Origin of the sequence: Thermomonospora catenispora, assembly GCF_006363815.1 — a bacterium.
Classification (GTDB): domain Bacteria; phylum Actinomycetota; class Actinomycetes; order Streptosporangiales; family Streptosporangiaceae; genus Thermomonospora; species Thermomonospora catenispora.
Genome location: NZ_RRYT01000008.1, coordinates 124,655 through 139,672, shown reverse-complemented (window position 1 = coordinate 139,672; position 15,018 = coordinate 124,655). Strand labels below are relative to the sequence as shown.

Below are 15,018 nucleotides of genomic sequence, written 5' to 3'. Positions count from 1 at the left end.
TCCGCCGCCCGAGCGGCGGGGCGCCCGCGGCCACCGGACGTCCCCGGCGGGAACGCCGGAGCGGCGGCGCGGTGGCGGACCGGTGGCCGCGCGGAGTGCGCGCACGCCTCCCGAACGCTCGGAGAGGGCTGCGCGACCCGCTCGGGAATCGGAGGAGAGCGGCGCCCGCGTGCCCGCCTCACCGTCCGCGCCATGCCGCACAGGGTAGCGCAAGGACGATCCTTTTCCGCTCATATGTTCGAACGTGCGGCGTGGCGGTGCGTTTCCCTCCTCGCCTCGCCGGCGGGGACGACATCGTCGAAGGAGTGCGATGACTGAGATGAAGCCCGTGAGGAAGGCGGTCGTGCCGGCGGCCGGACTCGGCACCCGATTCCTGCCCGCCACCAAGGCCACCCCCAAGGAGATGCTGCCGATCGTCGACAAACCGGCGATCCAGTACGTGGTCGAGGAGGCCGTCGCGGCCGGGCTCACCGACGTCTTGATGATCACCGGACGGAGCAAACGCTCCATCGAGGACCACTTCGACCGGGTGTACGAGCTGGAGGAGGCGCTGGACGCCAAGGGCGACACCGAGCGCCTGGCGGCCGTCCGCGAGTCCAGCGAGCTGGCCACCATCCACTACGTGCGGCAGGGCGACCCCAAGGGCCTGGGGCATGCGGTCTTCTGCGCCCGCGCCCACGTGGGCGAGGAGCCGTTCGCGGTGCTGCTCGGCGACGACATGATCGACGAGCGCGACCCGCTGCTCACCCGCATGATCGAGGTGCGGCGGCGCCACGGCGGCAGCGTCGTGGCGCTGATGGAGGTCGACCCCGACCAGGTGTCGGCGTACGGGTGCGCGGCGATCGAGGCCACCGACGAGGACGACGTCGTCCGCATCACCGACCTGGTGGAGAAGCCCTCCCCCCAGGACGCCCCCAGCCGCTGGATCATCATCGGCCGCTACATCTGCGACCCCGCCGTGTTCGCCGTCCTGGAGAACACCCCGCCCGGCCGCGGCGGCGAGATCCAGCTCACCGACGCGCTGCGCACCCTGGCCGGCACCCCCGCCGAGCAGGGCGGCGGCGTGCACGGCGTGCTGTTCCGCGGACGCCGCTACGACACCGGCAACAAACTGGAGTACCTGCGCACCGTGGTGCAGTTCGCCTCCGAGCGCCCCGACCTGGCGCCGGAGTTCATGCCCTGGCTGCGCGACTTCGTCGCCAAGCACCAGTGAACGAGCACCGGTGAACGAGCACCGGTGAACGAGCACCGGTGAACAGGCCGCGCACCCGCGGCGCCGACCCCGGCCCGGGGCCGCGCCACGGGCGCAGGCCGGCACGCACACCGGCGCGCCGCCCGCCGGCGCGCCGCACAGAAAGGGAGCCGACAGCCCGATGCGCACGGTCGATGAGCATCTGGCGGCCGTCCTCGACGCGGTCCGCCCGCTGCCGCCGCTGGACCTGGACCTGCTGGAGGCGGAGGGCACGGTCCTGGCCGAACCGGTGACCGCGCCCGTCCCGCTTCCGCCGTTCGACAACTCCGCGATGGACGGATACGCGGTCGTCGCCGCGGACGTGGCCGGCGCCACCGAACACTCCCCGGTCACGCTCCCGGTGATCGGGGACGTCGCCGCCGGCGACACCGACATCTCGGCGATCCGCTCCGGCATGTGCACCCGCATCATGACCGGCGCCCCCATCCCGGCCGGAGCCGACGCGGTCATCCCCGTCGAATGGACCGACGGAGGGAACGTGTCGGTGCGGATCACCCGATCGGCGCCGCCGGGCCACTACATCCGCCGCGCCGGCGAGGACGTCGCCGAGGGCCAGGTCGTGCTGGAACCGGGCGTACGGCTGGGCGCCCCCCAGATCGGCATGCTCGCGGCCGTCGGCCGCGCCCGGGTCCGGGTGCGGCCCCGACCGCGGGTCGTGGTGCTGTCCACCGGGGACGAGCTGCGCGAACCCGGCTCCCCCCTGATCCCCGGCCAGATCTGGGACTCCAACAGCTACATGATCACCGCGGCGGTGCACGAGGCCGGAGGGGTCGGCTTCCGCCACGCGGCCCTGGGGGACGCGCCGGAGAAGGTGCTGGCGGCGCTGCGCGAGCAGCTGACCCGGGCCGACGCGGTGATCACCACCGGCGGGGTGTCGATGGGCGCCCGCGACGTGGTCAAGGAGGCGCTGCGCGACACCCTGACCTTCACCAAGGTCGCGATGCGGCCGGGCAAGCCCCAAGGGTTCGGCCTGCTGGAGGGAGTGCCGATCTTCACCCTGCCCGGCAACCCGGTCAGCGCCTACGTGTCGTTCCAGGTGTTCGTACGGCCGGCGCTGCAGGTGATGCAAGGGCTGGACCCCCGGCCCCCCGCGCCGGGGACCGCCGTCCTCGCCGAACCGATCGCCTCCCCGCCCGGCCTGCGGCACTACCTGCGCGGACGGCTGACCGGCGACGACGAGGTCACCCCCGCCTCGGCACAGGGATCGCACCAGATGGGCGCCCTGGCCGCCGCCGACGCGCTGATCGTGGTCCCCGAGGAGCGCGAGCGCATGGCGGCCGGGGAACGGGTCGAGATCTGGCGGCTGTCATGATGGAGGACCGATGACCCAGTTCTCCCATCTGGACGAGGCGGGCCACGCCCGCATGGTCGACGTCTCCGCCAAGGAGGTGTCGGCCCGCACCGCCACCGCCACCGGATTCGTCCGCCTGTCGCCCGAGTGCACGGCCGCGCTGCGCTCGGGCGAGGTCCCCAAGGGCGACGCGCTGGCGGTGGCGCGGATCGCCGGGATCCAGGCCGCCAAACGCACCCCCGACCTGGTGCCGCTGTGCCACCCGATCGCCGTCCACGGCGTCCAGGTCGACCTCCAGGTGCGCGACGACGGCGTGGCGATCACCGCGCAGGTGCGCACCGCCGACCGCACCGGCGTCGAAATGGAGGCGCTGACCTGCGTCACCGTCGCCGGACTGGCGCTGATCGACATGATCAAGGCGCTCGACCCCGCCGCCGTGCTCACCGACGTGCGGGTCGAGGAGAAGACCGGCGGCAAGACCGGCGTCTGGCGGAGGCCGGCATGATCCGGGCGCTGGTGATCACCGCCTCCAACCGGGCGGCGGCCGGGATCTACCCCGACCGGTCCGGCCCGCTGCTGGCGAAGCTGCTCGCCGACGCCGGCTGCCGGGTCGACGGGCCGCAGGTCGTCCCCGACGGCGAACCGGTCGCCGAGGCGCTGACCGACGCCGTCGCCCACGGCTACGACGTCGTCGTCACCACCGGCGGCACCGGCCTCACCCCCACCGACCTGACCCCGGAGATGACCCGCCGCGTCATCGACCGGGAGGTCCCCGGGATCGCCGAGGCCATCCGGCTGCAGGGCCGCGACAAGGTGCCCGCCGCGATCCTCTCCCGCGGAATCGCCGGGATCGCCGGCCGCACCCTCATCGTCAACCTCCCCGGATCCACCGGAGGGGTCCGCGACGGCATGGCGGTGCTCGGCCCGGTGCTCGCGCACGCCATCGAGCAGATCCGCGGCGGCGACCACCCCCGGCCGGCCGACGAGACCGATATTCCCGACGCACGATGATGGCGTCAGCCCGCATCGGCGGGGGATGATGAGAACGTGGAGCGCTTGCGGGGTTGGCCGGTCACCCTGACGGAAGGCCCGGTCGGGCTGCGTCCGCTGCGGCTGCGGGACGCGGTGGCCTGGCGGGACACCCGTGTCCGCAACGCCGACTGGCTGCGCCCTTGGGAGCCCACCAACCCGGAGACGCCCCTGTTCCACACCGGGATCGGGCCCTACCTCAGCATGGTGCACCTGATGCGCCGAGAGGCCCGGCAGGGACTGGCGCTGCCGTGGGTGGTCACCTACGAGGGCCGCTTCGCCGGCCAGCTCACCGTCGGCGCCATCGTCTGGGGGTCGGCCCGCTCGGCGCAGATCGGCTACTGGGTGGACCGCGCCCTCGCCGGCCGCGGCGTCATCCCCACTGCCGTCGCGATGGCCGTCGACCACTGTTTCTTCACCGTGGGCCTGCACCGGGTGGAGGCCAATATCCGCCCCGAGAACACCGCCAGCCGCCGCGTGGTGGAAAAGCTCGGCTTCCGGGAAGAGGGAATTCGCCGCCGCCATCTGCACATCGACGGCGCCTGGCGCGACCACATCTGTTACGCGCTGACTGTGGAAGACGTGCCCGGAGGGCTGCGTTCTCGCTGGCTCGCGCGCTCCAAGCAAGCATTTCCACGATCCTCTTCCGGAGGGTAGGATTCCTTCGGCATAGAAAGCCGTGGTAAACGGCTGGTAACCCGGGTCACGATCTGGCGACACACCGCAGTTAATGCTCGTCAGCGGCTGACACCGGGGCCTACGGTGCGAGACGTGAACATGCGCGCGCCGAAAGTCAGCACACACAGATGGCGTACTTGGCGTGCGCTGAAGGAGGGCCCTTGAGCAGCACCCTCCTCTACCTCGCCATCGTCGCGGTGTGGGCCGTGGTCCTGGTCCCCATGTGGCTCCGCCGCGACGCGTCCCGTGCGCTCGCCAGGCACCCCGACCTCGCCGACGAACTCGTCATGGACGAGCTGGAGGAGGCCGAGGAGACAGGCGCCGAAGGGCACGAGACCGCCGAGGACTTCACCGAGCCGCGCCCCGCACCGCCGCGCCGGCGGCGCCGCTCCAGCCGCGCCGCCGTCATCGCCCGGCGCCGGCGCCGCACGTTCGGCCTCACCCTCCTCCTGCTGGGCTCCACGGTCCTCGTCGCCCTCCGCCAGGCCCCGTGGTGGACCGCCCTGCCCGCGGCCTTCCTCTTCCTGGCCCATCTGGCCCTGCTGCGGGCGGCCGCCCGCATCGACGCCTCCCGCCGCAGGGAACGGGCCCGCGCCCGCGCCGCGGCCGCCGCCCGCCGCGCCGCCGAGGAGACCGCCCCCCGCGCCGAGGTCATCGAGCTCCCCCCGACCGCCGGGCGGGTGGTCCGGGAGGTCTTCGACCAGTACGCCGACGACCGCCGAGCCGTGGGCGACTGACCCCGCCGGTCCCACCCGGCCGAAACCGATGCGCGAAGTGCCTCCGAAGTTTGCTAATCTTGCTGCGTCAATGGGGCTGTAGCGCAGTCCGGTAGCGCACCTCGTTCGCATCGAGGGGGTCAGGGGTTCAAATCCCCTCAGCTCCACTGTGACGCAGAGGGCGGTTCCGACCACGGGACCGCCCTCTCTTCGTCTTCCTCCACGGCCTTCCACGGCGGCGGGCTCTCCGGCGCCTCCCCCTCGTGCCCTTCCTGCGCCTCCCTCCGGCCCTCCTGCGCTCTCCCGCGCAACCGGTCCGGGGCGGCATGGACCGCCGGCGCGATCGCCCACGAGGGCCGGGGAAGACCATGAGAGGCCGGGGCCCCGCCGCGCCCACCCCGGGGCGCGGGGAAGGCGAGAGGAGCCTCTTCGTTCACCTGCAGGCAGGCGACCGGCGACGGAAGGGACGGGCATGACGGAGGAACTGAAGCGGCTGGCCGGGTTCCTGCACGAGATCGGGCTGCTCAAGCGCTACAAGCGGACCGGCTGGCTCGTCGCCGGCGTCACCGACCCCGAGAGCGTCGCCGACCACTCGATGCGGACCGCCGTCATCGCCGCCGTCCTGGCCGCCCTCGAGGGCGCCGACCCCGCACGGGCGGCCCTGCTCGCCCTCTTCCACGACAGCCAGGAGACCCGCCTCACCGACCTCCCCCACCTGTCCAGGCCGTATGTGGAGAAGACCCCCAACGAGAAGGTCACCGCCGACCAGACCCGCGGCCTCCCCGAACCCGTCGCGGCCATGATCACCGCCGCGGTGGCCGAGTACGAGGGGCGCGACAGCCGCGAGGCGATCTGCGCGCGGGACGCCGACAAGCTCGAATGCCTGCTGCAGGCCCTGGAGTACCGGGAGCAGGGCAACCGGAACACCGGACCCTGGATCGACAGCTCGCTCGCCGACCTCCGGACCGCGTCCGCCACGAGGCTGGCCGAGGAGGCGCTCGCCACCGGCACGCTGGAGTGGCTCACCCGCGCCCTGAACGACCCGGACGCCCGGTAGGCGATCCGGGATCGGCGGCGCCGGGGACGGCGGGCCTCTCGCAGAGGGCTCCCCTTGGTGCGGGCTTTGCGGATTCCAGGCGAGTGCATCGCATACCCGCACACCCTGGACCTGCTTCGCCCCGGCATGTCCGTTCCCTGCCCGTCAGGACAATCCCATGAGATTTCCACGACGAAATGTGCGCCTGCTCAGACTGCATCGCGTTCGGCCAAGACGAACGAACATCGGCTTCCGAGGAACGTCCCGGACCTCAGGCCCGGCATCGGGAGAGGGCGGGGTTTTGCAGACCCGTATGAACCCGGACCCGACAGATGGCCTGCGGTGAACTTTTCACCCCGCCGTTTCCGCAGGTAGCCCGCCGATGCCCCGCGATCGGGAACACTGCCGCAGACTGCATGGACTTCCCTGTGGAAACGCCGGACCGGGATGCGAATCAGGGGGCGGATCGGCGAGTTGAATGGGTCGGCCGAACGGGTCGTTCGCCTGAGGTGAATTCGCGTCTCAACCGCCACGGGACCATCCCCGCGTGCGCGGGGAGCACCGGCGCAGCGCCCGGCCGGGCCCGTACGGCTGGGGACCATCCCCGCGTGCGCGGGGAGCACATCGACACCGACGCGGAAACTTTCCGCCACAAGGGACCATCCCCGCGTGCGCGGGGAGCACTACCGACCGGATGGTGAGCGCGGCGCCGGTGTCGGACCATCCCCGCGTGCGCGGGGAGCACAGTACAGCGTTTGGCCGGATCGGGCCAAGATCGGGACCATCCCCGCGTGCGCGGGGAGCACCACGTCGTACACGTGCGAGGGGTGGTGCAGGCCGGGACCATCCCCGCGTGCGCGGGGAGCACAAGCCCGGGGCGCACTGCCCCGGGCTTTTGCGGGGACCATCCCCGCGTGCGCGGGGAGCACGTTGGCCTGGGCCTTCAGGGCTCGGTAGGAGCGGGACCATCCCCGCGTGCGCGGGGAGCACACTCGCTGACCTGCGGGTTTATCGCGGAGTAGGGGCGAAAATCCTCACTTCTGCAGACTTGGACATTTCGGACATTGTTCGTTGGTGGTCGCTGGTACAGCCTGCCCGGGGCCTGGCGGTGGGGGCAAGGTGGGCAGGTTCAAGATCTCCTGTGAAGATGAGTTTCAAGTGAAATCCTGAAAAACGCCACATCGCTGCGCATCTCCTGCTTGACTGCGCACATGCCTGACATGGGTGGGCCGCTGCTGCTGGGAGACGGCTTGTCGGTCGCTGCTCGGGCCGTGTGGGCCAAGCATGACCGCGCGACCGGCGGATGGCTGCCGTTGTGGCGGCACATGGCCGACAGCGGTGCTGTCGCGGGACTGCTGTGGGACCAGTGGCTGCCGTGGCAGGTGCGGCGGTTGGTGGCGGCGGAGATGCCGGGGGGAGCGGAGGACGCACGGCGGCTGGTGGTGTGGCTGGCCGCCACGCACGACATCGGTAAGGCCACGCCGGCGTTCGCCTGTCAGGTGGAGACGCTCGCCGACGCGATGCGCAAGGCAGGGCTGGGGATGCCGGGCCGTGAGGAGCTGGCGGACCGGAGATTGGCTCCGCACGGTCTGGCCGGACAGCTCCTGCTCCAAGAGTGGCTGACGGAGCGGCAAGGGTGGAGCCGCCCGGCGACCTTGCAGTTCAGTGTGGTCGCGGGCGGGCATCATGGCGTTCCGCCCACGTTCCTGGACATTCGTGAACTGAACGTCCGTCCCCGTCTGCTCCGCACACCGGATTGCGCGGAGGCATGGCGGAGCGTGCAGGACGAGCTGCTCGACGCATGTGCGGCGGCCTGCGGAGTGCGGGAGCGGTTGGACGCTTGGCGGCGGGTCAAGCTGTCGCAGCCGGTTCAGGCGCTGTTGTCGGGCCTGGTGATCGTCGCCGACTGGATGGCCAGCAACTCGGACCTGTTCCCCTACTTTCCCGAGGCGGCCGGTGTCGGCGACCGTGAGCGCATCGAGGCCGCGTGGCACGGCTTGGCGCTGCCCGCTCCCTGGCGGGCCGAGGAGCCGACGGAGAACACGGCCGAGCTGTTCGCGTCGCGGTTCGAGTTTCCGGCCGGAGCCCGTGTCCGCCCGGTGCAGGAGCAGGCGGTGGAACTGGCGCGCCGCATGGAACGCCCGGGCTTGATGATCATCGAGGCTCCGATGGGAGAGGGCAAGACCGAGGCTGCGCTGGCGGTCGCCGAGATCTTCGCCGCCCGTTCGGGTGCGGGCGGCTGCTATGTGGCGCTGCCGACCATGGCGACCGGCAACGCGATGTTCTCTCGCCTGCTGAAGTGGCTGCGGCGGCTTCCGGGCGACGGCTCGGAAGGCGTGCGTTCGGTTCACCTGGCGCACTCGAAGGCGGCGCTGAACGAGGAGTACCGGGACCTGCTCCGCGCCGGCCGGCGGGCGGTGACCGCGGTGGAGCCGGACGGCGTCGACGATGAGTGGCATCACCGCGGCGATCACAGCGTGCACTCCGCCGAGCTGGTGGCCCATCAGTGGCTTCGCGGCAGGAAGAAGGCGATGCTCGCCTCCTTCGGCGTGGGGACCATCGACCAGCTGCTGTTCATGGGTCTCAAGAGCCGCCACCTTGCGCTGCGGCACCTCGCCCTCGCAGGCAAGGTCGTCGTCATCGACGAGGCCCACGCCTACGACACCTACATGAACTCCTACCTGGACCGGGTGCTGTCGTGGCTGGGCGCCTACCGAGTTCCGGTGATCGTGCTGTCGGCGACGCTGCCGGCCGCCAGGCGGCGCGAGCTCCTCGAGGCGTACGCCCGGCTGGAGGGACCCGCCTTCACCGACGCGGAGACGGCGGAGGGCTATCCGCTGTTGACGGCCCTGGAGATCGACGGCTCCCCGGTGTTCCGCTCCGTCCCCTCCTCCGGCCGCAGCGCCCGGGTCCATCTGGAACGCGTGAGCGATGACCTGGACGTGCTGGCGGATCGGCTGGAGCGCGAGCTGTCCGACGGCGGCTGCGCGCTGGTGGTGCGCAACACCGTGGACCGCGTCCAGGAGACCGCCGCCCACCTGCGGCGCCGTTTCGGTGATGACAAGGTGACCGTTGCGCACGCCCGGTTCCTCGACGTGGACCGCATGGCCAAGGACGCCGACCTGCTCGAACGGTTCGGCCCGCCGGGGCGGGGCTCCCGGCGTCCGGACGGGGCGCACATCGTGGTGGCCAGCCAGGTGGCCGAGCAGTCCTTGGACATCGACTTCGACCTTCTGGTGACCGATCTGTGCCCGGTCGACCTGTTGCTGCAGCGCATGGGACGCGTACATCGGCATCTGAGGGGCGAAGGGCAGTCCGAGCGTCCGCCCCGGCTCCGCACGGCCCGGTGCCTCGTCACGGGCGCGGACTGGGATGCCGTTCCGGTCGAGCCGGTCAGCGGTTCCCGGCGTGTCTACCGCTCTTACGCATTGCTGCGCTCCGCCGCGGTTCTGGAACCGTACTTTTCCGGAACGGCGGACACCGGGAACGTGGTGCGCCTTCCGGAGGACATCAGCCCACTGGTTCAGAAAGCGTATGGAGACGACCCGGTAGGGCCGAACGAATGGCAGGCAGCCATGGACCGGGCCCGCCAGGAGCATGACCTGCACCAGGAGACCCGACGCCAGAAAGCGAAGGCCTTCCTGCTCGACAAAGCGGCCAAGAACGGGCGACCCCTGATCGGGTGGGTCGACGCCGGTGTCGGCGACGCCGACGACACCCGGGCGGGCAGAGCCCAGGTCCGCGACGGCCAGGAGTCTTTGGAAGTACTCGTGGTGCAGCGACTGGCCGACGGCACCGCGCGCACGGTGCCGTGGCTGACCAAGGGCAGGGGTGGGTTGGAGCTGCCCACCGAAACCGCGCCCGAACCCCGCCTCGCACAAATCGTTGCGGCGTGCGGACTGCGGCTTCCTTTCCAATTTTCACTCCCCGGAGTGATCGACCAAGCGATCGAGGAGCTGGAGGCCGAATGCATTCCGGCCTGGCAGTCCAAGGAATGCCACTGGCTGGCCGGTGAATTGATCTTGTTCCTGGACGAGAAATGTCGGACCCGGCTGGCAGGCTACGACCTGCATTACACGCCCACGGATGGCCTGGAGGTGACCCGTGCCGAGTGAACCGGCCATACCGTCCTTCGACCTCACCAGCCGCCCGTGGCTGCCGGTGCTGCGTCGCGACGGCTCTGAGGACGTGCTGTCGTTGGCCGAGGTCTTCCAGCAGGCCCACGACCTGCACCGGCTGGTCGGCGACGTGCCCACCCAGGAGTTCGCGCTCCTTCGGCTGCTGCTGGCCGTGCTGCACGATGTGATCGACGGGCCCGAGGACGTCCACGCCTGGACGGAACTGTGGGAAGAGGGACTGCCCGTCGACCGGATCACCGCCTACCTGGAACGGCACCGTGAGCGATTCGACCTGCTCCACCCCCGGACGCCGTTTCTGCAGACCGCCGACCTGCGCACCGCCAACGACGAGGTCTTCTCCCTGGACCGGATCGTCGCCGACGTTCCCAACGGCGCGTTGTTCTTCACGATGCGCGCGACCGGCGTGGAACGGCTCGAGTTCGCCGAGGCCGCACGGTGGCTCGTGCACGCCCACGCCTTCGACACCTCAGGCATCAAGTCCGGGGCGGTGGGCGACCCCAGGGTCAAGGGCGGCAAGGTGTACCCGCAAGGAGTCGCCTGGGCGGGCAACCTCGGAGGCGTCCTCGTCGAAGGCGACGACCTGCGCGAGACGCTGCTGCTCAACCTCATCGCGTTCGACACTCCCAACCTGCAGGTCGACCCGGATCGCGACAGGCCGGCCTGGCGACAGGAACCGCGCGGCCCCCGGGAGCTGGACGCGACCGAGCTGACAACCCGCCCCGCCGGCGTCCGCGACCTCTACACCTGGCAGTCCAGACGCATACGACTGCACTTCGACGCCGACGGCGTCCACGGCGTAGTCCTCGCCTACGGCGACCCCCTCGCCCCGCACAACAAGCACGCGCACGAACCGATGACGGCCTGGCGGCGCAGCCCCGCCCAGGAGAAGAAACTGGGCGAACCCCAGGTGTACCTGCCGCGGGAGCACGACCCCGGCCGCAGCGCATGGCGCGGCCTGGGCGCCCTGATCGCCGGCCGCGCCGACGGCGCCGAGCGGCGCGGAGAGGCCGCCGCCATCGTGCGCCCCCGCATCCTGGACTGGGTCGCACGCCTGACGATCGAGGGGCCGCTGCCGCAGGACCATCTGATCCGGGCCCGGCTGCTGGGCGTGGTGTACGGCACCCAGCAGTCGGTCATCGACGAGATGATCGACGACGCCGTGACGATGCCCGTCGTCCTCCTCCACGACCGGGACAAGGACCTGGGGCAGACGGCGATCGACGCCGTGGCCGACGCGGAGAACGCCGTGCGGATCCTCGGCACCCTCGCCGCCGACCTGGCCAGGGCGTCCGGAACCGACCCCGAGCCCGCGGCGGCCACCGCCCGCACCCTCGGATTCGGCATGCTGGACGGCCCGTTCCGCGAATGGCTGACCGGGCTCGAACCGGGGGTCGACGCCGACGAACGCCGGACCGCATGGCAGAGCCGCGCCCACCGGATCGTCCACGCCCTGGGACGCGACCTGGTGAACGCGGCCGGTGACCCGGCATGGGAGGGACGGGTCATCGAGACCAAGAAGGGGCAGGAGATCTGGCTGAACTCCTCCCGCGCCTTCCGGACGTTCCGCCGCGAGCTCGCCGCGGCCCTGCCCAAAGCGGCCCGAAGCACCCCCTCCGCCGACGACGACCAGATTCTGGAGGCCCGGTCATGACCACGGCTCCGCCCGCCCGACACCGCCTGCAGGACCTGGTGGGCCAGGTCGCCGACGAGTCCATCACCAGATGGCAGAAGGGCTACCTCGCCGACCAGAGCGCGGCCGTCGCCACCTTGGCCCAGCTGCGGCGCGGCGCCGGCAAACTGCCCCAGGACATGCCCGAACTGTGGGGGATGATCGGCACCGAAGCGCTCTTCGAAGAAGACCTTTCCGAGACCGAGGCGATCCGCGCCGAGAACGCCCTGTTCCTGGCGGTGACCCTGTACGCGCTCCACCAGCAGTCCCGCACCGAGCAGGGCATGCACCAACCCGGCATCGAACTCGGCGCGGCCGTCCGCCGGATGATGCCCGGCAACGAGATCGACGAGCCGATCCGCCGACGCTTCGTCCGCGTGGGAGCGGCGTCCACCCCGGACGTCCTGGCCTACCGGCTGCGGGAGCTCGTCACCCTCCTGCGCCGATACGCCATCCCCCTCGACTACCGGCTGCTCGCGACCCGTCTCTACCAGGCCCAGACGCCGGACGGCATGCGGCGAGTCCGGCAGATCTGGGGCGGCAGCTTCCACGCCTACCGGCCCGAGAACGCCGACACCGAAAACACCCCCATCGCGACAACGAACGACAAGGACGCCCGATGACCCGCACCATCGTCGAACTCCACGCCCTGCAGACCGTCCCGCCGAGCAATCTCAACCGAGACGACACCGGCGCCCCCAAGACCGCCGTCTACGGAGGCGTCCGCCGCGCCCGGGTCTCCAGCCAGTCCTGGAAGCGCGCCACCCGCCGTGCCTTCCACGAGCTGCTGGACCCCAGCGAGCTGGGCGTCCGCACCAGGCGAGTCGCCGAACTGCTGGCCGGCCGGATCCGCGGGCTGGACGACTCCATCACCGAGACCGAGGCCTGGGACCTGGCCGCCGAGACCGTCCGAGCCGCCACCGGCACGAAGGTCGAACCGCCCAAGCGCAAGGCGTCCGCCAAAGAGGGCGGCTCCACGCCGCCTCCGGAGGCCAAGTACCTGCTGTTCTTCAGCGCCCGCCAGCTGGACGGCCTGGCCGAGCTCGCCGTCAAGGGCCGCGACGACATCAAGGCGTTCTTCAAAGACTCCGGCAACAAGGCCGAGGCCAAGCAGATCGCCAACAGCCGGCACTCGGTCGACATCGCGCTGTTCGGCCGGATGGTCGCCGACGGCGTCGACATCAACGTCGACGCCGCCGCCCAGGTGGCCCACGCCATCAGCGTCCACCAGGCGGAGAGCGAATCCGACTACTACACCGCCGTCGACGACCACAAGGAACGCGAAGACGACGATGCCGGCGCGGGCATGATCGGCACCGTCGAGTTCACCTCCGCCACCCTCTACCGGTACGCGGCGGTCGACGTGGACCTGCTGAGCCGGAACCTCGGCAAGGGACTGCGCGAGGACGAGCCCCTCACCGAGCCGGTCCGCCGCGCGGTGGAAGCCTTCATCCAAGGCTTCATCACCTCGCTGCCCACCGGAAAGCTCAACACCTTCGGCAACCACACCCTGCCCGATGCGGTCGTGGTGAAGATCCGCTCGACCCGCCCGATCAACTTCGTCAGCGCATTCGAAGAGCCCTGCCGCCCCGACCAGGGCGGCGGCGGGCACATGCGCGAAGCCTGCGAACGCCTGGCTCGGTACATTCCGGAGATCGAGCGCGCCTACGGCGTCACCGACGACACCAAGACCTGGGTGCTGCGCGTCGGCCCCAACACCACCGCCCTGGCCGGCCTCGGCACCGAGGTGTCCCTTCCCGAACTCGTCAAAGCGGTCGGCGCCGAAGTCGCCGCCCGACAGAACGACGAATCATGAGCGTTCTGCTGCTTCAGCTCGCCGGCCCCCTCCAGGCATGGGGCTCCTCGGCGCGATTCGCCCGCCGCACCACGGAGCCGGCCCCCACCAAGAGCGGTGTGATCGGCCTGCTCGCCGCGGCACTCGGACGGGACCGCTCGCACGATCCCGCCGACCTGGCGGCACTGCGGTTCGGCGTCCGCATCGACCAGCGCGGAGTGCCGGTCCGCGACTATCAGACCGCCCACCACTTCGAGACGGGCAAGTCCATGCCGGTCTCCGAGCGGTTCTACCTGGCGGACGCCGTGTTCGTCGTCGCGCTCGAAGGTCCCGACGACCTGATCGACGAGCTGCACCGGGCCGTGCGCCGACCGACGTACCTGCCCTACCTCGGGCGCCGCTCCTGCCCGCCCTCACGCCCGCTCGACCTGAGGGTCCGCGAAGCCGGCGGCGTCGAGCAGGCCCTACGCGAAGAGGAGTGGCGGGCCTCCCGCTGGTATCAGCGACGGCACCGCGAGCCGACCGTGCGGCTGGAGACCCTCATCGAAGCCACCGCTGACGACGGCCGGGTCGACAGCATCCGTGACCAGCCCATCAGCTTCGACCCCGCCCATCGCCGGTACGCCCTGCGCGGCGTCCGCCACGGATACGTCGAGGTGCCCAACCCCATGGCCCCACAACCGCCCGACCACGACCCGATCGCTGTCCTTGGAGGCGAGTGATGTACCTGACCCGCTTCCGCATCAACACGGCGCGGATCACCGCCCGCAAGGTCCTCTCCTCGCCCCAGACGATGCACGCCGCGGTGATGTCCTCATTCGCCGAGATCCCGGCCCAGGAGGACGGCGGACCGCGAGTGCTGTGGCGGATCGACCGCAACAGCCGGGCGGAGACCTATCTCTACATCGTCAGCCCGACCAGACCCGACCTCACCCACCTGGTCGAACAGGCCGGCTGGCCCACCACCGGCACCTGGCAGACCTACGACTACGAGCCGTTCCTCTCCCGCCTGGCCAAGGGCGATGAGTGGGCCTTCCGCCTCACCGCCAACCCCGTGCACACCGCCCGACGCAACGACACCGAACCCACCAAGATCACAGCCCACGTCGGCCTGCGGCACCAGCTCCGCTGGCTGTTGCAACGCCAGGAGGCCGCCGGTTTCCGGGTGGTGGAAAAACCCGGCGAACGCCAGCTCATCCCCGGCGTCGACCTCCACGAAGTGGTCATCCGGGAACGACGCCGGCTGACGTTCCGAAAGCGCGGCGGCACCAAACCGGTCACCCTGCTCACCGTGACCTATGACGGCAGGCTCGAGGTCACCGACCCCGACGCCCTCCGCCGCACCCTCACCCGCGGACTGGGCCGGGCCAAAGCCTACGGCTGCGGCCTGATGACCCTCGCGGCGGCGTGACC

General features: G+C 71.1%; 13 protein-coding genes, 1 tRNA gene and 1 CRISPR repeat array. All 14 genes read left to right on the top strand.

Annotated elements, in window-relative coordinates:
• The first annotated feature begins 310 nt into the window (after positions 1 to 310).
• Entirely contained in the window at positions 311 to 1,213 is a 903-nt protein-coding gene (gene galU / locus EIO00_RS09155; RefSeq protein WP_140177146.1) for a UTP--glucose-1-phosphate uridylyltransferase GalU, read from the top strand.
• A gap of 160 nt (positions 1,214 to 1,373) precedes the next feature.
• Positions 1,374 to 2,564: a molybdotransferase-like divisome protein Glp gene (glp, locus tag EIO00_RS09150; protein ID WP_140177144.1), complete on the top strand. Its 1,191-nt coding sequence runs from the start codon at positions 1,374 to 1,376 to the stop codon at positions 2,562 to 2,564.
• Between the two features lie 10 nt (positions 2,565 to 2,574).
• Positions 2,575 to 3,048, top strand: a complete 474-nt coding sequence (moaC, locus tag EIO00_RS09145; RefSeq protein ID WP_140177142.1) for a cyclic pyranopterin monophosphate synthase MoaC — start codon at positions 2,575 to 2,577, stop codon at positions 3,046 to 3,048.
• Complete coding sequence (locus EIO00_RS09140; RefSeq protein WP_140177140.1) at positions 3,045 to 3,554, top strand: MogA/MoaB family molybdenum cofactor biosynthesis protein; 510 nt, start codon at positions 3,045 to 3,047, stop codon at positions 3,552 to 3,554. The genes moaC and EIO00_RS09140 overlap by 4 nt, the downstream gene beginning before the upstream one ends.
• A gap of 36 nt (positions 3,555 to 3,590) precedes the next feature.
• On the top strand, positions 3,591 to 4,229 hold the full coding sequence (locus EIO00_RS09135; RefSeq protein ID WP_140177138.1) for a GNAT family N-acetyltransferase: 639 nt from the start codon (positions 3,591 to 3,593) through the stop codon (positions 4,227 to 4,229).
• Between the two features lie 182 nt (positions 4,230 to 4,411).
• Complete coding sequence (gene sepX / locus EIO00_RS09130) at positions 4,412 to 4,987, top strand: divisome protein SepX/GlpR (RefSeq protein WP_140177136.1); 576 nt, start codon at positions 4,412 to 4,414, stop codon at positions 4,985 to 4,987.
• A gap of 72 nt (positions 4,988 to 5,059) precedes the next feature.
• Positions 5,060 to 5,133, top strand: a tRNA-Ala gene (locus EIO00_RS09125).
• Positions 5,134 to 5,438: 305 nt separating this feature from the next.
• Positions 5,439 to 6,023 carry an HD domain-containing protein gene (locus tag EIO00_RS09120; RefSeq protein ID WP_140177134.1) on the top strand — a complete coding sequence of 195 codons (585 nt, stop codon included), beginning with the start codon at positions 5,439 to 5,441 and terminating at the stop codon, positions 6,021 to 6,023.
• Positions 6,024 to 6,535: 512 nt separating this feature from the next.
• Positions 6,536 to 6,992: direct repeats of the CRISPR family, unit length 29 nt; unit sequence GGGACCATCCCCGCGTGCGCGGGGAGCAC.
• Between the two features lie 221 nt (positions 6,993 to 7,213).
• On the top strand, positions 7,214 to 10,117 hold the full coding sequence (gene cas3, locus EIO00_RS09115) for a CRISPR-associated helicase Cas3' (protein ID WP_140177132.1): 2,904 nt from the start codon (positions 7,214 to 7,216) through the stop codon (positions 10,115 to 10,117).
• Positions 10,107 to 11,792 carry a type I-E CRISPR-associated protein Cse1/CasA gene (gene casA, locus EIO00_RS09110; protein WP_140177130.1) on the top strand — a complete coding sequence of 562 codons (1,686 nt, stop codon included), beginning with the start codon at positions 10,107 to 10,109 and terminating at the stop codon, positions 11,790 to 11,792. Before cas3 ends, casA begins: the two co-directional genes overlap by 11 nt.
• Positions 11,789 to 12,433, top strand: coding sequence for a type I-E CRISPR-associated protein Cse2/CasB (casB, locus tag EIO00_RS09105; RefSeq protein WP_140177128.1), 645 nt, complete (start codon positions 11,789 to 11,791; stop codon positions 12,431 to 12,433). Before casA ends, casB begins: the two co-directional genes overlap by 4 nt.
• Positions 12,430 to 13,626 carry a type I-E CRISPR-associated protein Cas7/Cse4/CasC gene (gene cas7e, locus EIO00_RS09100; RefSeq protein WP_140177126.1) on the top strand — a complete coding sequence of 399 codons (1,197 nt, stop codon included), beginning with the start codon at positions 12,430 to 12,432 and terminating at the stop codon, positions 13,624 to 13,626. Before casB ends, cas7e begins: the two co-directional genes overlap by 4 nt.
• Positions 13,623 to 14,327 (top strand): type I-E CRISPR-associated protein Cas5/CasD, encoded by a 705-nt coding sequence (gene cas5e, locus EIO00_RS09095; RefSeq protein WP_140177124.1) that lies wholly within the window; start codon positions 13,623 to 13,625, stop codon positions 14,325 to 14,327. The genes cas7e and cas5e overlap by 4 nt, the downstream gene beginning before the upstream one ends.
• On the top strand, positions 14,327 to 15,016 hold the full coding sequence (gene cas6e, locus EIO00_RS09090; protein ID WP_140177122.1) for a type I-E CRISPR-associated protein Cas6/Cse3/CasE: 690 nt from the start codon (positions 14,327 to 14,329) through the stop codon (positions 15,014 to 15,016). The genes cas5e and cas6e overlap by 1 nt, the downstream gene beginning before the upstream one ends.
• The last annotated feature ends 2 nt before the right edge of the window (positions 15,017 to 15,018 follow it).